This is a genomic window from Pseudomonas extremorientalis (assembly GCF_024584605.1).
Classification (GTDB): Bacteria; Pseudomonadota; Gammaproteobacteria; order Pseudomonadales; family Pseudomonadaceae; genus Aquipseudomonas; species Aquipseudomonas extremorientalis.
The window spans coordinates 1,391,872-1,412,966 of record NZ_CP089519.1; the positions used below are offsets into that span (position 1 = coordinate 1,391,872).

Consider the following 21,095-nt stretch of genomic DNA (forward strand, 5'->3'; position numbering starts at 1 on the left):
TAATCTGTCGCTTTATCTTCATTTGCTGTCGCGCCCCTGTAAATCCACGGTTTTGGTCGGTAGAATCGACGCCTTTCCGTACAACCCCGTGGAGTGATGGCATGGCCGACGTAAACAAGGTCGTTCTCGCGTATTCCGGCGGCCTGGACACTTCGGTGATCCTCAAGTGGCTGCAGGATACTTATAACTGTGAAGTGGTGACCTTCACCGCTGACCTGGGTCAGGGCGAAGAGGTCGAACCTGCACGTGCCAAGGCGCAAGCCATGGGCGTGAAAGAGATCTACATTGACGACCTGCGCGAAGAGTTCGTCCGCGATTTCGTCTTCCCGATGTTTCGCGCCAACACCGTCTACGAAGGCGAGTACCTGCTGGGTACTTCCATCGCACGTCCGCTGATCGCCAAGCGCCTGATCGAAATCGCCAACGAAACCGGCGCCGACGCCATTTCCCATGGTGCTACCGGCAAGGGTAACGACCAGGTGCGTTTCGAACTGGGCGCCTATGCACTCAAGCCAGGCGTGAAAGTGATCGCCCCTTGGCGTGAATGGGACCTGCTGTCCCGTGAAAAACTGATGGATTACGCTGAAAAGCACGCGATCCCGATCGAGCGTCACGGCAAGAAGAAGTCCCCGTACTCGATGGATGCCAACCTGCTGCACATCTCCTATGAAGGCGGCGTGCTGGAAGACACCTGGACCGAGCACGAAGAAGACATGTGGAAATGGACCGTCTCCCCGGAGAACGCTCCAGACAAGCCGCAATACCTGGAACTGACCTACCGCAATGGCGACATCGTCGCGCTGGACGGCGTCGAAATGACCCCGGCCACTGTGCTGGCGACCTTGAACCGTATCGGTGGCGAACACGGTATTGGCCGTCTCGACATCGTCGAGAACCGCTACGTGGGCATGAAGTCCCGTGGTTGCTACGAAACCCCAGGCGGCACCATCATGCTGCGCGCCCACCGGGCCATCGAATCCATCACCCTGGACCGCGAAGTGGCTCACCTCAAAGACGAGCTGATGCCCAAGTACGCCAGCCTGATCTACACCGGCTACTGGTGGAGCCCTGAGCGTCTGATGCTGCAACAGATGATCGATGCTTCCCAGGTGCATGTGAACGGCGTTGTGCGCCTGAAGCTGTACAAGGGCAACGTGATCGTCACCGGTCGCAAGTCTGATGAGTCGCTGTTCGACGCCAACATCGCTACCTTCGAAGAAGATGGCGGCGCCTACAACCAGGCGGACGCAGCAGGCTTTATCAAGTTGAACGCACTGCGCATGCGCATTGCGGCCAACAAAGGTCGCTCGTTGTTCTAAGTCTCAGCCGGTTTTAAGAATGGCCCCTTATTCAGGGGCCATTTTTTTGCCTATGGATTTTGTGTGGAATTGCGATGTTTATAGATGGTTAAACATTTGTTGATATTTTTCAGTCGACGCATTTTCAAATGCGCCTTCGAGGGTGCTGTTGTTGAAAGTTTGTAGGGCGAATGATTTTTTTACACCTGCCTAGGAACTGGTCTTACAGAAGATTCACTCATGAAAGTGAGGTAAACGTATAAAGCGCGGAATACGCTGTAGGAATTAAGGATGTAAGAGAATATGTTGAATGGAACTAAAACAGTCGGACATTTCTTGTCGGGATTCCTGAGTGGAGTGCAGAGGGAAGGGGCATTTCCTGAGAGTTGTGTGCGGCACGTTTACCCACCCCCAGATACTCCATGGATATTTCACTCAAAATATGTAAGTCCCCGGAAAGGTCTGAAAGGATCTATAAAACTGGATACATCTGAGTTAGCGTTTTTTTGTAGGGCGATTCCTTTATCGCTGTGGGGTGGGTCTCTGCTTGCTGTTGCTCGGGGGGGAACGCTATGCCAACCAGGAAACGACTAGGCTATTGTGCTTGCTCTAAATAATTCGAACAGCGAAATTGGACTTTCTCATGAATAAAGTGCTGATCGTGGATGATCATCCCGTCATTCGTCTTGCTGTGCGTATGCTAATGGAACGTCATGGTTATGAGGTCGTTGCCGAGACCGATAACGGTGTCGATGCATTGCAACTTGCACGGGAGCATATGCCGGACATTGTCATACTGGATATCGGGATTCCCAAACTTGACGGGCTGGAAGTTATTTGCCGGCTGTCTTCTACCAAGCAATCCGTGCCTTTCAAGGTGCTGGTGCTGACGTCACAGGCCCCTGGCCATTTTTCCATGCGTTGCATGCAGGCGGGGGCTGCCGGCTACGTGTGCAAGCAACAGGACCTGACCGAGTTGCTGAGTGCGATCAAGGCGGTGCTGTCGGGCTACAGCTACTTCCCCAACCAGGCACTCAACTCGGTACGCTCCACCATGGGCAATGCCAGCGAGGCCGATATGGTCGAGCGTCTGTCGGGTCGGGAAATGATGGTATTGCAGCAGTTGGCCCGGGGCCGAACCAACAAGGAGATTGCCGACGGCATGTTCCTCAGCAACAAGACCGTCAGCACCTACAAGACACGTTTGCTGCTCAAACTCAACGCCCGCTCCCTTGTGGACCTGATCGAACTGGCCCAGCGCAACGGCTTGGTATAGAGGAGGGCACTGCAGCGCACATTGTCTGGGTGACCGGCAGAAAAAAGCCTCCGTAAGGGAGGCTTCCGGCCGTCGACAGTTCTATCACAGATCGAAGTCGTAATCTGCCAGCTGTTTTTGCAAGCGTCGTTCTTCCAGAAGATTGTCGATGGTGCGGCGTTTGCTCAAATTGGTCTTGGCTACCTCAACGGGTGCTTCTGCCCCATCATCATCCGACTCAACAAGGTCGTCTTCCACTTCCAGTTGTTCTTTGCCAGTGCTCATAAGGTTCACTCCGGGCTAGGACTGCCGTTGGCGCTCCTTATAACGATAATCCATGATCGGGTAAAAAAGATTTTTTCAATCGGCTGGTCGAGAAAACCAATGATCCCTCAATCGTCGGACGTCTTGTCCTTGTATTCGCACAGGTCTTCGATACGACAGCTGCCGCAACGCGGCCTGCGGGCCTGGCAAACGTAGCGTCCATGAAGGATCAGCCAGTGGTGAGAGTCCAGTAGATAGGGCTTGGGTACAAACTTCATCAACTGCTTTTCGACCTCAACCACGTTCTTCCCACGGGCAATGCCGGTTCTGTTGCTGACCCGGAAGATATGGGTGTCCACCGCCATCGTCAGTTGCCTGAACGCGGTGTTGAGCACCACATTGGCAGTTTTACGACCGACTCCTGGCAGGGCTTCCAAGGCTTCACGGGTTTGTGGCACTTCACCGCCATGCAGTTCCACCAGCAGGCGGCAGGTCTCGATAACGTTTTTGGCTTTGCTGTTATAGAGGCCGATGGTCTTGATGTACTCAGACAATCCTTCCACACCCAGGGCATAGATCGCCTCTGGTGTGTTCGCCACGGGATACAGCTTGGCCGTGGCCTTATTGACGCCGACGTCGGTGGATTGGGCCGACAGGATCACCGCAATCAGCAACTCGAACGGCGAGGTGTAGGCCAGTTCGGTCTTGGGTTCTGGATTGTCTTCGTGAAGCCTGCGGAATATTTCCAGGCGTTTTGCGGCGTTCATGGGGCGGTGGGTTCCTTGCAGAAGGTCGGCGGGATTGTATCAACACACACCCGGTTTGCAGATCAGGCGTTGTTGAGCGCATCCATTTGGCGCTGCGCGTCCTCCAGCTTGCGTTGCGCCTCGGCGAGTTGCCGAGGTTCGATGTTCAGGTCCTGGGCTTTCTTCAGTTCCGCTCGACGCATCGTCAGCTGGATTTTGGCGCGTTTCAGATCAGCAGTGTTGCTGGATGACGTCGCTGCTTTCGGTATGACACCCACCTCCAAGGCAGCCAGCGCTTGTTCCGCCGCTTCGAATTGCCGTTGCAGGATGATCAACTGCGACTGCTGTTCAAAGGTCGGAGGGTGACCAAACGCCTTCAAGGATTTGTGCAATTGGGCCCGGCTCATTGCGACAGCGATTTTAGCTTTCTTGATCGCGACATCCTGTGCCGTATCGGCTTGCACAGGTAAAACCGGCACGGAGCGCTTGGTCCGGGCTTGGCGTTCAGCGAGTTTTTGCGCTTCCTCCCGTTGCAGGCGCGCATTGCGTTGCTCATACCGCCGCCTTGCCCGGTCGCGCTTGAGGTGGCGTTCATGGCGTTGCTGATCATTTGTCGCCAGGCCACCGACAATCGGCAATACAGTGGTTGTCGGGTGCATTTCAATGCAGTCGACGGGGCAGGGCGCGACGCAGAGGTCGCAACCGGTGCATTCATCCATGATGACGGTGTGCATCAGCTTGGCGGCGCCGACGATTGCGTCTACTGGGCAGGCCTGGATGCACTTGGTGCAACCGATGCACTCAGCTTCGCGGATGTAGGCAACCTGGGCGGGTGCTTCCCCGCGACTGGCGTCCAGATCCAGCACCGGCACCTGCAGCAACCGTGCAACGTCGGCGATGGTTTCCTGGCCACCGGGCGGGCACTTGTTGATCGCCTCGCCACGGGTGATGCCCTCGGCGTAAGGCTTGCAACCCGGGTGCCCGCACTTGCCGCATTGGGTCTGCGGCAGCAGTGCGTCGATGCGTTGAATGAGGTTCATGCTGTGATCACAGGCATAGCAAACTGGGTTTAATGGGAGGGCAGGGATTTGTTGTGGTGAGCGGGGCATGCCCGCTCGCCACAACAAGCTCCTTCACCACAACATGCCCATACAAGGTAGCTTATTTGATGCGCTGACCCGGCTTGGCACCACTGTCAGGGCTGAGCAGGTAGATCTCTTCGCCACCAGGGCCGGCCGCCATTACCATGCCTTCAGACACGCCGAACTTCATTTTCCGAGGCTTGAGGTTGGCGATCATCATGGTCAGGCGGCCATCGAGTTTGGACGGGTCCGGGTAAGCGCTCTTGATCCCGGAGAACACGTTACGTTGCTCGCCGCCGAGGTCCAGTGTCAGGCGCAGCAACTTGTCGGCGCCCTCCACGGCTTCGGCCTTGACGATCAGCGCGACACGCAGGTCCACTGCAGCAAAAGCGTCGAAGTCGATTTCCGCGGAAATCGGATCCTTGGCCAGCTCGCCATTACCCGCCGGCGTCGATTCGCCAGTGTCGGTCTGGCTGGCGACCAGGTCTTCTTTCGAAGCGTCGGTCATGGCCTGGACTTTCACCGGGTCGATACGGGTCATCAGTGGCTTGAACTCGTTCAACTGATGATTGCCGAGCAGGGTGGCGTGATCGTTCCAGGTCAGCGGCGCCACGTTGAGGAACGCCTCGGCGTCGGCGGCCAGCAGTGGCAGCACGGGTTTGAGGAAGATCACCAACTGGCGGAACAGGTTGATGCCTGTGGCGCATATCGCCTGGACTTCCGCCTGCTTGCCTTCCTGCTTGTTCAGCGACCATGGTGCCTTGTCGGCGATCCAGGCGTTGGCGCGGTCGGCCAGGCCCATGATCTCGCGCATGGCACGGGCGAAGTCGCGGGCTTCATAGGCGTCGGCAATACTCGGCGCGGCGGCCAGGAAGGCGTCGGTGAGTTCCGGCGCAGCGTTCTCGGCTACCAGTACACCCGCGTTGCCCTTGTGGATAAACCCGGCGCAACGGCTGGCGATGTTGACGACTTTACCGACCAGGTCCGAGTTGACCTTCTGTACGAAGTCTTCCAGGTTCAGGTCCAGGTCGTCGACGCCACGGCCCAGTTTGGACGCGTAGTAGTAGCGCAGGTATTCCGGGGACAGATGGTCCAGGTAGGTGCGTGCCTTGATAAAAGTGCCACGGGACTTGGACATTTTCTGGCCGTTGACCGTCAGGTAGCCGTGTACGGCAATGCCGGTTGGCTTGCGGTAGCCCGAACCTTCGAGCATCGCCGGCCAGAACAGGGCGTGGAAGTTGACGATGTCCTTGCCGATGAAGTGGTACAGCTCGGCGCTGGAATCCTTGCTCCAGAACGTGTCGAAGTCCAACTCCGGCGTGCGGTCGCAAAGGTTCTTGAAGCTGGCCATGTAACCGATCGGCGCATCCAGCCACACATAGAAGTATTTGCCCGGCTCGCCCGGGATCTCGAAGCCGAAGTACGGCGCATCCCGGGAGATGTCCCACTGCTGCAGGCCGCTGTCGAGCCATTCGGAGAGTTTGTTGGCCACGGCATCCTGCAGGGTGCCGCTGCGGGTCCAGGTTTGCAGCATCTGCTGGAAATCCGGAAGCTTGAAGAAGAAGTGCTGGGAATCCTTGAGCACCGGGGTAGCACCGGAGATCGCCGACTTGGGATCCTTCAGGTCAGTGGGTGCATAGGTTGCGCCGCACTTTTCACAGTTGTCGCCGTACTGGTCTTCAGTGCCGCATTTCGGGCAGGTGCCCTTGATGAAACGGTCGGCCAGGAACATTTTCTTTTCCGGGTCGAAATACTGGGTCACCGAACGCTGGTCGATATGCCCGGCTTCCTTGAGCCGCAGGTAGATCTGGCTCGACAGTTCACGGTTTTCTTCGGAGTGGGTCGAGTGGAAGTTGTCGAAATCCACCAGGAACTCGGCAAAGTCGGCGCTGTGTTCAGCCTGCACGTTGGCGATCAGTTGTTCCGGGGTGATGCCTTCCTTTTCGGCGCGCAACATGATGGCCGAACCGTGGGCGTCGTCCGCGCAGACATAAATGCATTGGTTGCCGCGATGCTTCTGGAAGCGCACCCACATATCGGTCTGGATGTACTCAAGCATATGGCCAAGATGGATGGAACCATTGGCATAGGGCAGGGCGCTGGTGACGAGGATCTTGCGTGGCTCGGACATGGGGCTCGGCTACTTGATGAAACGGAGGTCGGCCACTATAAAGCGCCGGGAAATATATTTCACCCCGTGGCGCTGTTTCAGAATCTTCCCAACCTGCGAAAGCATGCCGTAACGCCGCTGGAACGGTTAGGATAGCCGCCTGTTTCAGTCAGTCTTTTTCGGGAGTAGCCCATGAGCGCCGTCAATCGCGCAGCGGTGGAAGCCGTGCTTCGCCAGTACACCGACCCTTATTTGAACCAGGACCCGGTCAGTGCCGGCTGTGTACGCGCCATCGACGTCCAGGGTGACCAGGTGTCGGTCCAATTGGAACTGGGCTATGCAGCCGGTCTGTTCAAGAGCGGTTGGGCGCAGATGCTGCAAATGGCCATTGAAGGTCTCGACGGCGTGCGCTCGGCCAAGGTCGACATCCAATGTGTGATTGCCGCGCACAAGGCCCAGGCACAGATCCCTGGCCTGGCCAACGTCAAGAACGTAGTGGCCGTGGCGTCCGGCAAGGGCGGCGTGGGTAAATCCACCACGGCGGCCAACCTGGCCCTGGCCCTGGCCCGCGAAGGTGCGCGCGTGGGCATTCTCGATGCGGATATCTACGGCCCGAGCCAGGGCGTGATGTTCGGCATCGCCGAAGGCACACGGCCGAAGGTCAAGGACCAGAAGTGGTTCGTGCCGATCGAGTCCCTGGGCGTGGAAGTGATGTCCATGGCCTTCCTCACTGATGACAACACGCCGATGGTCTGGCGCGGTCCGATGGTCTCCGGCGCTTTGCTGCAGCTGGTTACCCAGACCGCCTGGGGCGACCTGGACTACTTGGTGATCGATATGCCGCCAGGCACCGGCGATATCCAGTTGACCCTGGCGCAAAAAGTCCCGGTGGCCGGCTCGGTGATTGTTACCACGCCCCAGGACCTGGCGCTGCTCGACGCGAAGAAAGGTGTAGAGATGTTCCGCAAGGTCAACATCCCGGTGCTGGGCGTCGTGGAGAACATGGCGGTGCACATCTGCTCCAACTGTGGTCATGCCGAGCATCTGTTCGGCGAAGGCGGCGGCGAGAAGCTGGCCACTCAGTACGGCGTGGAACTGTTGGCCTCGTTGCCGCTGTCGATGCTCATCCGCGAGCAGGCGGATGGTGGCAAGCCTACCGTCGTGGCTGAACCGGACAGCCAGATCGCCATGATCTATCAGGAGCTGGCGCGTCATGTAGGTGCGCGGATCGTCCTGCAGGAAGCAGCCACGCCAGCCATGCCGACCATCACCGTCAGCGACGACTGAGGCGGTTGAAGGGAAAAAAGCCCCGACGTGTCGGGGCTTTTTCATGTCTGGAAGATGGTCAAGGTGTGTTTGTTTCTCAATCACGCAGTTGGTCGTGTAAGCATTTGCTTACTTTTTCGTAAGTGTTTGGTTTTTTTACCTTCCACGGACGTCGGTTTTCTTCGAAGCTTTTTTCTAACCAATTGAAATTTAACAATTAATTATTCCGTGTTCAGGGCGATTGCATGTCAGTTCATGGGTAGGATCCCGTTGAACTTCCTTTGGAACTCTTTAAGATCAGCCCTGTGTCCACGGATTGGCACGGCCATCAAGGAACGATGGTTGAAGGAACGTCGCAGGATGCGATTCATCAGGATGATGAAAAGGAATACAGGGACTAGGGAAAAAATGTGGGCGGGTCATACCGCCCCTTTTTTTTGCCTGTAGGAAAGAGAAACCGGCCACCTAGAAACGCAAAAAGGCCCGCAAGGGGCCTTTTGGATGGGGCGACGCTATCAGCGTTCGAGGTGTGCAATCTTACCTTTTTTGCCATCCCACTCCGCTGCATCCGGCATCGGATCTTTGCGCTCAGTGATGTTCGGCCAGACTTCCGCCAGCTCGACGTTCAACTGAATGAATTCCTGCATCTCCGCCGGGACTTCATCCTCGGAGAAAATAGCGACGGCCGGGCATTCAGGTTCACACAGGGCGCAATCGATGCACTCATCCGGGTGGATAACCAGGAAGTTCGGGCCTTCGTAGAAGCAGTCCACCGGACACACTTCGACGCAGTCGGTGTACTTGCACTTGATGCAGTTGTCGGTAACGACGAAGGTCATTTCTAATTTTCTCCTCAGGCGGCGGCAGCGAAACCCTTTGTGGCAGGGCTCGCGAGGTTTGGGAGCGATAGTCTGCAGGCCAGGCTAATAGCCTGCAGCATCCCAAACCGCGCGAGAGTCTACCAGCTTGCAAGCGTGTGCGTTATATCCGAACTTGCAGTGCATATAACATTTCGAGCGCTTTTCGCGGCGTCAAGCCGTCCAAGTCAAGCTTAGCCAATTCATCCAGCACCGGATGGGGCAGGCTGGCAAACATGTCGCTCTGGTGCGGCGCAGCCGGTTTGCTGGCGGCTTTGGCTGGGCTGGCGACCACCGTCTCATGGGGCAGGGCCGTGGTTTCCAGACGGCTGAGGTGCTCGCGAGCGCGGGTGATCACATCGTTCGGCACCCCCGCCAGTTGCGCCACGGCCAGGCCGTAGCTCTGGCTGGCGGGCCCTGGCAGCACGTGGTGCAGGAACACGATGCGCTCGTTGTGCTCGGTGGCGTTCAGGTGCACGTTGGCTACCAGCGGCTCGCTTTCCGGCAACACCGTCAGCTCGAAATAGTGCGTGGCAAACAGCGTGTAGGCACGCAGGTGCGCCAGGCGTTCGGCTGCCGCCCAGGCCAGGGACAAACCGTCGAAGGTGCTGGTGCCGCGACCCACTTCGTCCATCAGCACCAGGCTGCGTTCGGTAGCGTTATGCAGGATGTTGGCGGTTTCGCTCATTTCCACCATAAAGGTCGAGCGCCCACCGGCCAGGTCATCGCTGGAACCGATGCGGGTAAAAATGCGGTCCACCAGGGACAGCTCGCAACTGGCCGCCGGCACAAAGCTGCCGATATGCGCCAACAGCACGATCAAAGCGGTCTGACGCATGTAGGTGGATTTACCGCCCATGTTCGGACCGGTGATCACCAACATACGGGTATCGTCGTCCAGGGACAGGTCGTTGGCAACGAACGGCGTGGTCAGCACCTGTTCTACAACCGGGTGACGACCTTGCACGATGCGCAGGCACGGCTCGCTGACAAAACGCGGGCAGTTCAGATCAAGGTTCAGCGCACGCTCGGCGAGGTTGCTCAGCACGTCCAGTTCGGCCAGCGCTGCGGCAGTGTCCTGCAGCGGTGCCAATTGGCTGATCAAGTCCTCCAGCAGATTCTCATAGAGCATCTTCTCTCGAGCCAGGGCGCGGCTCTTGGCCGACAGTGCCTTGTCTTCGAATTCTTTCAGCTCCGGGGTGATAAACCGTTCGGCGCCTTTGAGGGTCTGGCGACGTTGATAATCGATCGGCGCCGATTCGGCCTGCTTGCTGGGCAACTCAATAAAGTAGCCATGCACACGGTTGTAGCCGACTTTCAGGTTGGCCAGACCGGTGCGGGCTTTTTCGCGGGCTTCCAGGTCGATCAGGAACTGCCCGGCGTTTTCGCTCAGGGACTGCAGTTCGTCCAGCTCGCTGTCGTAACCGGTCTTGAGTACGCCGCCATCACGGATGATCGCCGGCGGGTTGTCGATGATGGCTTTTTCCAGCAAGGCCGCCAGCTCCGGGTAAGTCCCGGCTGTAGTTGCAAGCTGTTGCAGGTGCGGCGTATCCAGCTCGGTCATCGCCACCTGCAGTTGCGGCAGGGCACCGAGGGCATCGCGCAGGCGCGCCAGGTCACGGGGTCGTGCGTTACGCAGGCCGATCCGCGCCAGGATGCGCTCGATATCGCCGATTTCCTTCAACTGTGGCTGCAGCTTTTCAAAGCGATAGCCGTCCAGCAGGCAGGTAATGGACGTCTGGCGTGCTTGCAGCACAGTCAGGTCCCGCAGCGGACGGTTCAGCCAGCGGGTCAGCAGGCGGCTGCCCATGGCCGTCTGGCAGCGATCGACCACCGATTGCAAGGTGTTATCGCGACCACCGGCCAGGTTGGTGTCCAACTCCAGGTTGCGACGGCTGGCGCCATCGAGCACCACGGTATCGTCCAGACGCTCATGACGCAGGCTGCGCAAGTGCGGCAGGGCGGTGCGCTGGGTTTCCTTGGCGTAACCAAGCAGGCAACCGGCGGCGCCGATGGCCAGGGTCAGGGTCTCGCACCCGAAGCCTTTGAGGTCCTGTACGGAGAACTGCTGGCACAGACTTTTCAGCGCCGAATCACGCTCGAAATCCCACGGCGCACGGCGCTTGGCCCCACGACGTTTTTCTGCCGGCAGATCCTTTGGCCAATCATCCGGGATCAACAGCTCCACTGGGTTGATGCGTTCCAGCTCCGCCAGCAGGTTCTCCCAGCCCTTGATCTCCAACACGCTGAAGTTGCCGCTGGTGATATCCAGTACCGACAGGCCAAACAGACGCTCATCGCCCAACACGGCGGCAATCAGGTTATCGCGACGCTCATCCAGCAGCGCCTCATCACTCACCGTTCCCGGCGTAATAATTCGCACCACCTGGCGTTCAACCGGCCCCTTGCTGGTCGCCGGGTCGCCGATCTGCTCACAGATCACCACCGACTCGCCCAGCTTCACCAGCTTGACCAGGTAACCCTCCAACGAATGGTAAGGAATCCCACACATCGGAATCGACTGCCCCGCCGATTGCCCGCGCGCGGTCAGGGTGATGTCCAGCAGCTTGGCGGCCTTCTTCGCGTCTTCGTAGAAGATCTCGTAGAAGTCGCCCATGCGGTAGAACATCAACTGATCAGGGTGCTGGTTCTTGAGGCGCCAGTACTGCTGCATCATCGGGGTGTGGGAGGACAGGTCTGAAGTGGTTTTACTCATTGGTCGTAGGCAAATTCGTTGAAAGGAGTGGGGCAAATGTGGGGCATTCCGCCCTGCGATTTTGCGATGGGCGCAAGGTTAACATGTGAGGTCGGAGCTTCGCAGGTCGCAAACGGATAGGTAAAACGCAAAAGCCGGCGGTGCATTTACTTAACTGCAAGTAAACGCGCCGCCGGTATCTTTGATGCCTTTGTATTACAGCGACCGCACAGGGATGCAGATGTCGCAGATGAACTCACCGGTGTCCGAATCGGTTGCGGTTGCCGCAAAGAACATCTCGAAACATGGTCGGTCATCGCATTGCAGACCGCTGGAAGGCATCCATTCTCGCGTCAGCCACATCCAGGCATCGGCTATTTTTTCTGTTTTCCCTTTGAAGCTCGCTACGGCATAGCGGCCGCCCGGCAGGGTCTGAATGTCTGCCTGGGCGCTGGTTAAAAAAGAGGCTGGCACTTCAACGCAAGCATCGTAGCGGCACTTGTTCGGGGGCGTGATGGATGGATCGTCATACCCTATGCCGTAACACCGTTCATCGCCGAGGCCATTGGAGTGCATCCACGGCGCCATGGTCCCGCGCCAGAAATGGCCGATTGCGGGGCCATAGGGGCCGATCAGGCGTTGGTAGGCAACGCGTACCTTGGGTAAATCAATGATGCGTACGTCCATGGTGGGCTCTTTCGTTGAAGGAGAAGAGAGCCCAGCGTCGTCGAACGTACGCTCATGTGCCTGATGGGCATTGCCGAAGACCTGATCAGGATTGCTCTGCTGCGCACCCGGCCGCGGGCCGATGGCTGCCGCCTGTGCTGCCAGTCGCTGCGGTGTGTTGGTGCGCCACTCGGATGGCGTGCAGCCAAACTGTAGTTTGAAGGCCCGTGCGAATGCTTCGCCCGAGTTGAAACCGCTGGCCAATGCTGTTTCGAGTACGGTTTCGTGGTTGCCGCAGGACAGGCGGAACGCTGCCTTCTCCAGTCGCCGCCGGCGGACATAGCTGCCCAATGTCTCGCCCATCCACGCCGCGAAAATCCGATGAAAATGGAAGCGCGAAAAGTTGGCGATATCGGCCAACCGGGCACCCTCCAAGGGGGTATCCAGGTGGGTATCGATGTAGTTGAGTACGCGGTTCATGCGTCGGGCGTACTCGGCGCGGGATGCGTGGACGGAGGATTTGGTTGTCATAGTGCGTGATAGTATGCATAAAAAATGCAAATTAGCATTTGCCAAGCCAAAAAACTCCCGTCACTATCCTCGTTATGCAAAAACGCAACGTTTCTATCGTCTTAAGAGAATTGCTGGACCGCGACCGGATCTCCCCCACGGAGCTTTACCGGCGCACCGGCGTGCCACAATCCACGCTGTCCCGGATCCTCAGCGGCAAGATCGTTGATCCGTCGGACAAGCACATCTCCCGTATTGCCGAGTACTTCCGTGTCAGCACCGATTACCTGCGCGGGCGCGCGGCGATGGGCGCTTTGCGCGATGACGCGCGCGACCCGATGCATTCGGAACTCAAGGACATAAGCCTGTGGGACGACGACACGCCCGTCAATGATGACGAGGTGTCGATCCCCTTTCTGCGCGAGGTTGAATTGGCTGCTGGATCAGGAAGATTCGTCATCGAGGAAAGCGAGAAGGCCAGCCTGCGGTTCGGCAAGCGCAGCCTGCGGCATAACGGTGTGCAGTTCGACCAGGCCAAGTGCGTGACGGTGCGCGGCAACAGCATGTTGCCGGTGCTGCGCGACGGTGCGACGGTCGGGGTGAACGCGGGCAAGAGTGGCATCGGCGATATCGTCGATGGTGACTTGTATGCCATCAATCACAACGGCCAATTGCGCGTGAAACAGCTCTATCGCCTGCCTTCCGGGATCCGCCTGCGCAGTTTCAACCGCGATGAGCACCCGGATGAAGACTACAGCTTCCAGGATATCCAGGATGAGCAGATCAGCATCCTGGGTCATGTGTTTTGGTGGGGTATGTACGCCCGTTAACCTTCCCGCGTAAGACAAAGCCCGCCAACGAGCGGGCTTTTTTCCGTCTGCAGAAAATCGCCAAACCCCCGTCCTATAAGGCTATAAATGCGTCAATGCATTTATCCGCTAAAAATAAATGCATTTGTGCATTGACTGTATATGCATACATATCTATTCTTCATCTCAAGCCAGCCAAACAAGGCCTGGTGGAGGCGGCAAGGATGCTGCCAGGAAAGACAAGGAAGGCACGCAACACCGGCAAGGACGCCATCTGAGCGATGGCAGGGATGCCAGGCAATACCGGCAAGGATGCCGACGCTCTTTAGTTTCAAAGCATAACCAACACAGGCAGCGATGAACCGGCCTCATAACGGTTCAGAGGGTTGGCAACTGACCCGGGTGTGCAGCGTAAAGCACCAGAAGCAGTTATCCGGCAGACAGGGATCGTGGTCGGAAAAACATCGAGGAAAGATCCGTACCGCGCCAGTAGCGCCGAAAGATCGAATATGGACCGCATTACTGAAAAGCCCGGGCAACCGGGCTTTTTGGAATGCCTACCTACGAAATGGATTTACCCAAGAGCCGGCCCGGCGCCGGTAGTGCTCAGCCAGGAGGCGTGACATGACAAACGAGCAGCAAGCGTTAGCGGAAATGCCTATCTGGCTGGTGATCGTACTGGCCCTGATCGGCGGGGTGTCCGGCGAAATGTGGCGCGCCGACAAGGAGGGCGCCCGCGGTTGGTCGTTGATCCGGCGCCTGGCCCTGCGGTCCGGGGCGTGCATGGTCTGCGGGGTCTCGGCCTTGATGCTGTGCTACGCCGCCGGCATGTCGATCTGGACCGCCGGGGCCATTGGTTGCCTCACCGCCATGGCCGGTGCGGACGTGGCCATCGGCCTTTATGAACGCTGGGCGGCCAAGCGCATCGGGGTCAACCAGGCCCCGAACTCTCGCCCGGATCAGCAGTAAGCGCTGCAAGGATGCAAGCAGATGACACTTCTCGAAAAACCTTCCCAACTGCCTGTGGCGATTGGGGACGCGCTGAAGCGCGCGTTCCCACAACTACGGGTCGGTAATCACCATGACTTCTCCGAGACGGGCGACAAAACCGGCATTTTGATCAGCGTGGAGCGCAATGGCCCGGGTGTTCGCTCCCTTGCCGGGCGCAAGGCGCATGCCTTGTCGGTTTCACTCAAGGTCACGGTCGTCAGTGGCTCGACGCCCTTTGACGCCTGCGACCTGGCCAGCCAACTGATGGACTTGGCCCTGGATAACCGCTGGGGCCTGCCGCCCGATCAATGTGACCTGCCCACTGCGATTGTCGCGGCACCTTCCGTGCTTACCAGCGCGGAAACGGACTACGACACCTGGACTGTTTCATTCATCCAAACCCTCTATCTTGGCCCGTCGCTGCTCGAAGATCCCACAGGCAAGCCGCTGTTTGCCTGCACCTGGGAAGTCACGAACATCGATGATCCCGACCAATACCGCCCGTTGCAGGAGTAGCCCATGTTCGATGCATTGCTACGCATGCAACTGGGGCCGATCGTCGAGCGCCTGGCCGAAATGGAAGCCCAGCTTGAAGATCTCTATCGACGCGCAGAAAGCTTCTGCCGAATTGGCGTGTGCCAGGAGGTCGACGCCGCCAGCAATACCTGCACGATCAGCCACGGGGACTTACTCAGTCCGGCGATCAAGTTTTTCAACCCCAGCGCCGGGGCGCAGACCGAAACCCGTATCCCCTCAGTGGGCGAGCAATGCTTGTTGCTCAACTATGGCGGCGGCGAGGGTGGGGCGCAGTCGGTGGCCTTGTTCGGCTTGAACAGCGATCGTTTTCCGCCGGTTTCCAGTGTTCCGACGCTGACCCGGCGGCGTTATCAGGACGGCACCCAGAGCGACTACGACGACGCCAGCCACACCTTCAATTGGGTCAACGGCCCAACCACGTTTATCGGTTCTCGCGAACAGGTCTACGTCAAGGTCGGCGCCGCCAGCCTGACGATGAGCAGCCAGAGCATCACGCTGCAAGTCGGCGGTACCAGCCTGTCGCTGGATGCCGGCGGCGCGCACTTCACCGGCCCGGTGGTGGACCATCAAGGCCGGGTCATCAGCCCCTGATAAGGACATCCCATGATTGGAATCGACCGTGACACCGGGGCAGCCGTCGATGACTGGTTGCAATTCGTGCAGCGCGCCACCCGAGCGCTGACCACTCCCGTGGGCACTCGCCAGAAGCGCCCGTTGTACGGCTCGCTGATCCCGCAACTGCTCGGGCAGAACCTCGGTGACGATCTGCTGATCCTCGCCCAGAGCCACGCCGCCCAGGCGTTCTATAACCCCCAGAACGGTATCGCCGACTTTCAGCCCCAGATCATCGTCGCTACCCGTCAGGGCGCCGGTTTGTTGCTGCGTTTTGCCGGCACCTGGAAAAACCGCCAGCAATCCTTCGAGGTCGTGACATGAGCATGTTGATCCCTGGCCAGAACCAACTGGCCGAACCGGCCATCATCGCGGTCGATGAGTTCGAACCATTGCTGGCCGAGTTCAAGGCCTTCGTGGTTGATTACGTCGCCACTCGCGCCCCGCAAAGCGCGGCCAAACTCAAGATCAGCCTCGACAATGAAAGCGAACTGCTGACCCTGGCCCTGGAAGCATTTTGCGTGCGCCTGCAAACCCACGAACGCAAGTACAACGCCCGCATCAAGCAGATGTTGGCCTGGTGGGCCACCGGCAGCAACCTGGACGCACGCCTGGCTGATATGGGGCTGGAGCGCCAGGTCCTCGACCCAGGTGACCCGGCTGCTTTCCCGCCGGTGCCGCCGATTCTGGAAAGCGACGACGACGCCCGCCTGCGTTACTACCTGGCGCCCCACGCCCCGGCGGCGGGTTCGCGCATGCAGTACCGGCGTGAGGTGTTCACCCTGGGCGAGCGGCCATCGGTCAAGGTGCAAAGCGCCACGCCGGGCGTAGTGACCGTCAGCTACACCTTTGACCCGGACGGCTATGCGGCCCAGGTCAAGGACGGCAACGCTCGACGCACCGCGCCCGGCGAGGTGATGGTCACCGTGCTTTCCAGGGAGGGTGATGGCACCGCTTCCGCCGATTTGCTTGACGGCGTGCGGCGACATTTCGCACGGCCCGATGTAAGGCCGGAAACCGATCTGGTCACCGTCCAGGGAGCACAGATCCAGCGCTACAAAATCCGCGTGATCGCCAAGATCAACGCCGGCCCGGATTCTGGCTTGACCCAGGTTGCTGCACAGAAACTGCTGCAAACCTACGCCGACTCCTGCCATCGCCTGGAAGGTCGGGTCGACCCAAGCTGGATCGACTACGCCATCCACAGCGCTGGCGCGGCGCAACTGCAGATCCTTGAGCCGCTGGAGCCGATCATCAGCACCGCGTTCCAGGCCCCGTATTGCACGGGCGTCGAGGTGGAGGTGCGCACGCTATGATGGATGAACCCAAAGCGAGCCTGTTGCCGGTCAACAGCTCACCGCTGGAAAGGGCGCTGGACCTGGGGTTTGGCAGGCTGCTGGATCGAGTGAGTCCGCCATTTCCGGCCTTGATGAGTCCGCTGCAAACGCCCAGCGAGTTTCTTCCTTATCTGGCCGCCGACCGCGGCGTCAGTGAATGGGATGCTGACGCCAGCGAGTCGGAAAAACGCCTGACTGTGGCCTTGTCCTGGCAGATACAGCGTCAGGCGGGGACACCGAAGGCGCTCGTTCACGCGGTGGAGTCACTGGGATTCACTCCCAACATCAGTGCCTGGTATCAGCAGCGACCCTTGGGCTTGCCTTACACCTTTGATGTGCAGGCCATCATCGGGCGCAGTTGGTCCAGTGGTGACCACAACCGCCTGATCCGCCGCATCAATGCAGCGCAGAGTGAGCGGGACCTGGCAACGATCACCATCGTTCTCGAAACCCAAGGGCGCCTTGCGTTCACTCAAGTCGCACATGCTTCGTTGAGTGATGGTGAGTTTTCTCTGACCAGCGCACTACCGGAGTTGGCGTTGGCTGCTCGGCTTAACAGTGTCGGGGCCACCCGTCACTACACCATTAACGACTACGACCTCAGGGCGCAGCCATGACAGATGACATTACGCGCCTGGTGCGCTTCACCTCCAAAGGTTTGGATGAAGTGCTGCAGGCAAAGAACCAGGGCTTGAAAGGCGAAATCACCCACATTGGCGCCGGTACCGGCCGCTACAGCCCTGACGGCTCGGAAATAGCCTTGCGCGATGAGCGCCAACGGGTCGCCATTGTGGATTACGAGGACTTGGGCGACCGGCAACTCAGGATGGCCGCACTGTTTGATGGCGAGGCCGAATATGAAATCGGCGAGTTCGGGTTTTATCTCGCCAGCGGGACTTTGCTGGCGGTGTATTCCGTGGCAGGGAAGTTGTTGACGTATAAAGCGGCGGCAGCGCGAGTACTGCAAAAATTCACGCTGGATATTTCGCCATTGCCAGCGAACAGTGTGACGATTGTGGTGGGGAGTGACAACTTTAACTTGTTGCTTACGGAAGAGTTGGCAGTTTTAGCAGCCGCCACTGTGAATAATATGGCCAGGCACGTCGGTGTGTTATTTCGAGTGATGGCTCTGGAAAATAACGGTTAACAATAATCTGAAGGCTGTTTGCGTTGGCACTATTCGGGACGATTAATAATTAAGAGGTTCAATATGGGCATTGAGCAGAAAATAGGTGAGTTGGTCACTGCAACAGATAGTTTGACAGCTGTCGTCAACGGGAAGATTTCTCAAATTGACACACGGATGGATGTGGCGCGTGCAGAGTTTGATGAATTCCGCAGCAAAAAAGATATGGTTGGGTTGGTAGGGGCATCAGGTTCGGTCCAACTTAACGTGTTCCAAGGCGGCGTGTGGGGTACCGGTGGGCCCCAAAATACAGGTGCATCTGGCGGATTTTCCGTCGTTGATCTAGGCACGTCGGATAATATTTACATGCACTTCAAACTGCCGGTGAATATCAATACTCACGATCAAATGTTTTGGTTTAATATTCGTGGTTACAGCTACGGCAGTGCAACTATCGTAGACGAGACTATTGTGGGCTACTGCTACTCGCCTCAAAGGGCAGTATTGAACAAAGCCGTTTTCGGGAACATGTCTCCAGGAATTTACACCGATTCGACTGGTAATGTGATTATGCGCTTGAAGTTTCCAAGCATTTATGTGACAACCATTCGTATCGATACAATGCAGGTCGGTATCGGAGGGTTGTTTGCAGTGGGGAGTCTTAAGTCGAAACTGTCACTGACAGATAAGGTGGAGTTTTAAATGAGCGAAACAATTGAAGTGGGATCTCAATACAAACCTAATCCTGAGTCTATCGCCCTCGCCGAGTGGGCGTCCATTCGTACCTGTCGTCGACAGTTGCTGAACGCAACAGAAGCAATGCAGGCCGTAGATAGTCCACTCACGGATGCGCAACGAAGTGAGCTCGCGCTGTATCGTCAGGCCGTGCGTGATGTTCCCCAAGACTCCGGCGACCCTTATAAGGTGGTATGGCCGGACCTGCCAATATTCCTTAAATAACCTACCGCGAAAGCGGTTTTTTTTCGCCTCCCAAAGCCCCTCCCGCAGGGGCTTTGGCGTTTTCCACCCGGAGATTTGTCCCTATGCAAAACCGCCAAACCTACACCGTCCTCATCCCTTTCCCCACCGGAGGCGGCCATTGGTCCACCGTCGGCGAGGAACTGGAGCTGCTGGACGTCGAAGCATCCGCCCTGCGCACCGCCGGCCGCCTGGAACTGACCAGCGTCCTCAACTCCACCCCAAAGAAGGCTGACTAACCATGGCTGAGGTTTTGAACTTCGAGCACAACGGCATCACCGTGAATGCCACCGAATCCCCCGAGGCCATGGGTGGCCTGGGTGACAACGTGATCGGCCTGGTCGGCACTGCGCCGAAGGCCCATGCGTCGATCCCGAAGAATGCGCCGTTCCGCATCAACAGTTTCACCACCCAGGCGCTGCTGGACCCGACCGGCACGGAGTCGGGCACGCTGTTCCACGCCGTGTACCAGATCCTAAAAGTGGTCAAGGTGCCGGTCTACGTAGTGATCGTGGAGGAGGGGGCGACCCCGGCTGAGACCATCAACAACGTGATCGGCGGCGATGAGCCAGTCACCGGCCGCAAGCTGGGCCTGGCCGCATTGGCCAGCGTACCGGAAGACTTGACCATCATCGGTGCCCCCGGCTTCACCGGCACCAAGGCCGTGGCCGGTGAGTTCGCCTCGTTCGGCAAACGCATCAAAGCCCGCGTGGTGTTGGATGGCAAAGACGCAAGCGTCGCCGACCAAGTGACCTACAGCGGTGAACTGGGCGGCGCCGATCTCGGTTTTGACCGCTGCCTTCTGGTGCACAACATGCCGTCGGTGTACTCCAAGGCGGCCAAGAAAAACGTGTTCCTCGCGCCATCGTCCCTGGCCATCGCTGCGCTGGCCAAGGTCAAGCAGTGGGAAAGTCCAGGCAACCAGGTGACGTTCGCCGAGGACGTTTCCCGCGTGGTCGAGTACAACATCCTCGACACCTCCACCGAAGGCGACCTGCTCAACCGCTACGGCGTGAGCTACTACGCCCGTACCATCCTCGGCGGTTTCTCGCTGCTGGGTAACCGCTCCATCACCGGCAAGTTCATCAGCTACGTCGGCCTGGAAGATGCGATCAGCCGCAAGCTGGTCAAGGCCGGCCAGAAAGCCATGGCCAAGAACCTCACCAAGTCCTTCATGGATCAGGAGGTCAAGCGCATCAACGACTGGCTGCAAACCTTGGTCGCCGACGAAACCATCCCTGGTGGCAGCGTGTACCTGCATCCGGAATTGAACAGTGTCGAGAAGTACAAGAACGGCACCTGGTTCATCGTCATCGACTACGGCCGCTACGCGCCGAATGAACACATGATTTATCAACTCAATGCCCGCGATGAAATCATCGAGCAGTTCCTGGAGGACGTTCTCTAATGTTTACCAACCGAGTCAGACAGGCCATCGCGGCCACCCTTCAAGGCCTGCCGTTATCCGCGACGGTGGAGGAGTTCACTCCGCCGAAGATCGAGTTCGACATGGAGCCCATGTCCGGCGGGCGTTTTATCGCCGAGGAAATGGCCAAGAGCGGCAAGGTGCTCGGCGCCACGCTGGTGCTGCAAGGTGCCGGCCCGGAGATCATGCTCGCGCTGGGCGTACGCCTGGGTGATGACATCCTGCTCAACGTGCGCGAAGCCGGCCAGGATCAGGATGGCAAGACCTACTTCACCTACCACACCGTTGGCGGCAAGCTCAAATCCCTGTCCGAAGCGAAGCTGAAGATGGGCGATAAGGCACTCACCACCCTGGAGCTGTCCTGCCGCACTTACAACCGCCTGGAAAACGGTATTCCGGTCATCGACATCGATGTACGCACCCAGAAGTTCGTGCTCAACGGCGTCGACATCCTCGGCGATGCGCGCCGCGCCGTGCTGATGCCGTAATGCCCCGGGGGCGGGCGTGCTCGCCCTCATACTTCACCAAGGA

The 21,095-nt window shown here is 58.4% G+C and carries 23 protein-coding genes; 16 read left to right on the plus strand and 7 right to left on the minus strand.

Annotation, left to right across the window (positions count from 1 at the left end):
* Positions 1–101: 101 nt before the first annotated feature.
* Both LUU92_RS06035 and LUU92_RS06040 read left to right on the plus strand, forming a co-directional pair.
* The gene (locus LUU92_RS06035) at positions 102–1,319 is read left to right on the plus strand and encodes an argininosuccinate synthase (RefSeq protein ID WP_010212738.1); all 1,218 of its coding nucleotides are present in this window, start codon (positions 102–104) and stop codon (positions 1,317–1,319) included.
* Positions 1,320–1,941: 622 nt separating this feature from the next.
* Entirely contained in the window at positions 1,942–2,574 is a 633-nt protein-coding gene (locus tag LUU92_RS06040; RefSeq protein WP_058423776.1) for a response regulator transcription factor, read from the plus strand.
* An 84-nt stretch (positions 2,575–2,658) separates the two neighbouring features.
* Here LUU92_RS06040 and LUU92_RS06045 read toward each other — a convergent pair whose 3' ends face one another.
* From LUU92_RS06045 to metG, 4 genes are all read right to left on the minus strand, one after another.
* Positions 2,659–2,838 carry a PA3496 family putative envelope integrity protein gene (locus tag LUU92_RS06045; RefSeq protein ID WP_071488716.1) on the minus strand — a complete coding sequence of 60 codons (180 nt, stop codon included), beginning with the start codon at positions 2,836–2,838 and terminating at the stop codon, positions 2,659–2,661.
* A gap of 107 nt (positions 2,839–2,945) precedes the next feature.
* A complete protein-coding gene (gene nth, locus LUU92_RS06050) occupies positions 2,946–3,584 on the minus strand; it encodes an endonuclease III (protein WP_071488717.1) in 639 nt (212 codons plus the stop codon).
* 62 nt (positions 3,585–3,646) lie between these two features.
* Positions 3,647–4,603 (minus strand): electron transport complex subunit RsxB, encoded by a 957-nt coding sequence (gene rsxB, locus LUU92_RS06055; RefSeq protein WP_257103300.1) that lies wholly within the window; start codon positions 4,601–4,603, stop codon positions 3,647–3,649.
* A 121-nt stretch (positions 4,604–4,724) separates the two neighbouring features.
* Complete coding sequence (metG, locus tag LUU92_RS06060) at positions 4,725–6,776, minus strand: methionine--tRNA ligase (protein ID WP_071488719.1); 2,052 nt, start codon at positions 6,774–6,776, stop codon at positions 4,725–4,727.
* A gap of 171 nt (positions 6,777–6,947) precedes the next feature.
* Between metG and apbC the strand changes: the two genes are divergently transcribed.
* Positions 6,948–8,042 carry an iron-sulfur cluster carrier protein ApbC gene (gene apbC / locus LUU92_RS06065; RefSeq protein WP_071488720.1) on the plus strand — a complete coding sequence of 365 codons (1,095 nt, stop codon included), beginning with the start codon at positions 6,948–6,950 and terminating at the stop codon, positions 8,040–8,042.
* Between the two features lie 494 nt (positions 8,043–8,536).
* Here apbC and fdxA read toward each other — a convergent pair whose 3' ends face one another.
* From fdxA to LUU92_RS06080, 3 genes are all read right to left on the minus strand, one after another.
* The gene (gene fdxA / locus LUU92_RS06070; protein ID WP_071488721.1) at positions 8,537–8,860 is read right to left on the minus strand and encodes a ferredoxin FdxA; all 324 of its coding nucleotides are present in this window, start codon (positions 8,858–8,860) and stop codon (positions 8,537–8,539) included.
* 142 nt (positions 8,861–9,002) lie between these two features.
* The gene (gene mutS, locus LUU92_RS06075; protein ID WP_257103301.1) at positions 9,003–11,594 is read right to left on the minus strand and encodes a DNA mismatch repair protein MutS; all 2,592 of its coding nucleotides are present in this window, start codon (positions 11,592–11,594) and stop codon (positions 9,003–9,005) included.
* 195 nt (positions 11,595–11,789) lie between these two features.
* Positions 11,790–12,719 (minus strand): AraC family transcriptional regulator, encoded by a 930-nt coding sequence (locus LUU92_RS06080; protein ID WP_197678248.1) that lies wholly within the window; start codon positions 12,717–12,719, stop codon positions 11,790–11,792.
* 125 nt (positions 12,720–12,844) lie between these two features.
* Between LUU92_RS06080 and LUU92_RS06085 the strand changes: the two genes are divergently transcribed.
* The 13 genes from LUU92_RS06085 (at position 12,845) to LUU92_RS06145 (ending at position 21,052) form a co-directional block, all read left to right on the plus strand.
* Positions 12,845–13,579: a LexA family transcriptional regulator gene (locus LUU92_RS06085; RefSeq protein WP_071488724.1), complete on the plus strand. Its 735-nt coding sequence runs from the start codon at positions 12,845–12,847 to the stop codon at positions 13,577–13,579.
* Between the two features lie 603 nt (positions 13,580–14,182).
* Complete coding sequence (locus tag LUU92_RS06090) at positions 14,183–14,527, plus strand: phage holin family protein (protein ID WP_071488725.1); 345 nt, start codon at positions 14,183–14,185, stop codon at positions 14,525–14,527.
* Positions 14,528–14,548: 21 nt separating this feature from the next.
* Positions 14,549–15,064 (plus strand): hypothetical protein, encoded by a 516-nt coding sequence (locus LUU92_RS06095; protein WP_071488726.1) that lies wholly within the window; start codon positions 14,549–14,551, stop codon positions 15,062–15,064.
* A gap of 3 nt (positions 15,065–15,067) precedes the next feature.
* On the plus strand, positions 15,068–15,676 hold the full coding sequence (locus tag LUU92_RS06100; RefSeq protein WP_257103302.1) for a phage baseplate assembly protein V: 609 nt from the start codon (positions 15,068–15,070) through the stop codon (positions 15,674–15,676).
* 12 nt (positions 15,677–15,688) lie between these two features.
* Positions 15,689–16,021 (plus strand): phage baseplate protein, encoded by a 333-nt coding sequence (locus LUU92_RS06105; RefSeq protein WP_071488728.1) that lies wholly within the window; start codon positions 15,689–15,691, stop codon positions 16,019–16,021.
* Positions 16,018–17,013: a baseplate J/gp47 family protein gene (locus tag LUU92_RS06110; protein ID WP_257103303.1), complete on the plus strand. Its 996-nt coding sequence runs from the start codon at positions 16,018–16,020 to the stop codon at positions 17,011–17,013. Before LUU92_RS06105 ends, LUU92_RS06110 begins: the two co-directional genes overlap by 4 nt.
* Complete coding sequence (locus LUU92_RS06115; protein ID WP_257103304.1) at positions 17,013–17,651, plus strand: phage tail protein I; 639 nt, start codon at positions 17,013–17,015, stop codon at positions 17,649–17,651. The genes LUU92_RS06110 and LUU92_RS06115 overlap by 1 nt, the downstream gene beginning before the upstream one ends.
* Positions 17,648–18,181 (plus strand): hypothetical protein, encoded by a 534-nt coding sequence (locus tag LUU92_RS06120; protein WP_093119418.1) that lies wholly within the window; start codon positions 17,648–17,650, stop codon positions 18,179–18,181. Before LUU92_RS06115 ends, LUU92_RS06120 begins: the two co-directional genes overlap by 4 nt.
* 63 nt (positions 18,182–18,244) lie before the next feature.
* Complete coding sequence (locus LUU92_RS06125) at positions 18,245–18,862, plus strand: hypothetical protein (RefSeq protein WP_093119416.1); 618 nt, start codon at positions 18,245–18,247, stop codon at positions 18,860–18,862.
* A complete protein-coding gene (locus LUU92_RS06130; protein WP_093119414.1) occupies positions 18,863–19,120 on the plus strand; it encodes a phage tail assembly chaperone in 258 nt (85 codons plus the stop codon).
* Positions 19,121–19,203: 83 nt separating this feature from the next.
* The gene (locus LUU92_RS06135; RefSeq protein WP_175486651.1) at positions 19,204–19,377 is read left to right on the plus strand and encodes a hypothetical protein; all 174 of its coding nucleotides are present in this window, start codon (positions 19,204–19,206) and stop codon (positions 19,375–19,377) included.
* 2 nt (positions 19,378–19,379) lie between these two features.
* Positions 19,380–20,546, plus strand: a complete 1,167-nt coding sequence (locus LUU92_RS06140) for a phage tail sheath protein (protein ID WP_257103305.1) — start codon at positions 19,380–19,382, stop codon at positions 20,544–20,546.
* Positions 20,546–21,052, plus strand: coding sequence for a phage major tail tube protein (locus LUU92_RS06145; RefSeq protein WP_071488733.1), 507 nt, complete (start codon positions 20,546–20,548; stop codon positions 21,050–21,052). Before LUU92_RS06140 ends, LUU92_RS06145 begins: the two co-directional genes overlap by 1 nt.
* Positions 21,053–21,095 lie beyond the last annotated feature (43 nt).

Bases quoted from the DNA above. Each gene is read 5' to 3' on its own strand.
- LUU92_RS06035 (WP_010212738.1), top strand. From the start codon at position 102: ATGGCCGACGTAAACAAGGTCGTTCTCGCGTATTCCGGCGGCCTGGAC.
- LUU92_RS06040 (WP_058423776.1), top strand. From the start codon at position 1,942: ATGAATAAAGTGCTGATCGTGGATGATCATCCCGTCATTCGTCTTGCT.
- LUU92_RS06045 (WP_071488716.1), bottom strand. From the start codon at position 2,838: ATGAGCACTGGCAAAGAACAACTGGAAGTGGAAGACGACCTTGTTGAG.
- nth (WP_071488717.1), bottom strand. From the start codon at position 3,584: ATGAACGCCGCAAAACGCCTGGAAATATTCCGCAGGCTTCACGAAGAC.
- rsxB (WP_257103300.1), bottom strand. From the start codon at position 4,603: ATGAACCTCATTCAACGCATCGACGCACTGCTGCCGCAGACCCAATGC.
- metG (WP_071488719.1), bottom strand. From the start codon at position 6,776: ATGTCCGAGCCACGCAAGATCCTCGTCACCAGCGCCCTGCCCTATGCC.
- apbC (WP_071488720.1), top strand. From the start codon at position 6,948: ATGAGCGCCGTCAATCGCGCAGCGGTGGAAGCCGTGCTTCGCCAGTAC.
- fdxA (WP_071488721.1), bottom strand. From the start codon at position 8,860: ATGACCTTCGTCGTTACCGACAACTGCATCAAGTGCAAGTACACCGAC.
- mutS (WP_257103301.1), bottom strand. From the start codon at position 11,594: ATGAGTAAAACCACTTCAGACCTGTCCTCCCACACCCCGATGATGCAG.
- LUU92_RS06080 (WP_197678248.1), bottom strand. From the start codon at position 12,719: ATGAACCGCGTACTCAACTACATCGATACCCACCTGGATACCCCCTTG.
- LUU92_RS06085 (WP_071488724.1), top strand. From the start codon at position 12,845: ATGCAAAAACGCAACGTTTCTATCGTCTTAAGAGAATTGCTGGACCGC.
- LUU92_RS06090 (WP_071488725.1), top strand. From the start codon at position 14,183: ATGACAAACGAGCAGCAAGCGTTAGCGGAAATGCCTATCTGGCTGGTG.
- LUU92_RS06095 (WP_071488726.1), top strand. From the start codon at position 14,549: ATGACACTTCTCGAAAAACCTTCCCAACTGCCTGTGGCGATTGGGGAC.
- LUU92_RS06100 (WP_257103302.1), top strand. From the start codon at position 15,068: ATGTTCGATGCATTGCTACGCATGCAACTGGGGCCGATCGTCGAGCGC.
- LUU92_RS06105 (WP_071488728.1), top strand. From the start codon at position 15,689: ATGATTGGAATCGACCGTGACACCGGGGCAGCCGTCGATGACTGGTTG.
- LUU92_RS06110 (WP_257103303.1), top strand. From the start codon at position 16,018: ATGAGCATGTTGATCCCTGGCCAGAACCAACTGGCCGAACCGGCCATC.
- LUU92_RS06115 (WP_257103304.1), top strand. From the start codon at position 17,013: ATGGATGAACCCAAAGCGAGCCTGTTGCCGGTCAACAGCTCACCGCTG.
- LUU92_RS06120 (WP_093119418.1), top strand. From the start codon at position 17,648: ATGACAGATGACATTACGCGCCTGGTGCGCTTCACCTCCAAAGGTTTG.
- LUU92_RS06125 (WP_093119416.1), top strand. From the start codon at position 18,245: ATGGGCATTGAGCAGAAAATAGGTGAGTTGGTCACTGCAACAGATAGT.
- LUU92_RS06130 (WP_093119414.1), top strand. From the start codon at position 18,863: ATGAGCGAAACAATTGAAGTGGGATCTCAATACAAACCTAATCCTGAG.
- LUU92_RS06135 (WP_175486651.1), top strand. From the start codon at position 19,204: ATGCAAAACCGCCAAACCTACACCGTCCTCATCCCTTTCCCCACCGGA.
- LUU92_RS06140 (WP_257103305.1), top strand. From the start codon at position 19,380: ATGGCTGAGGTTTTGAACTTCGAGCACAACGGCATCACCGTGAATGCC.
- LUU92_RS06145 (WP_071488733.1), top strand. From the start codon at position 20,546: ATGTTTACCAACCGAGTCAGACAGGCCATCGCGGCCACCCTTCAAGGC.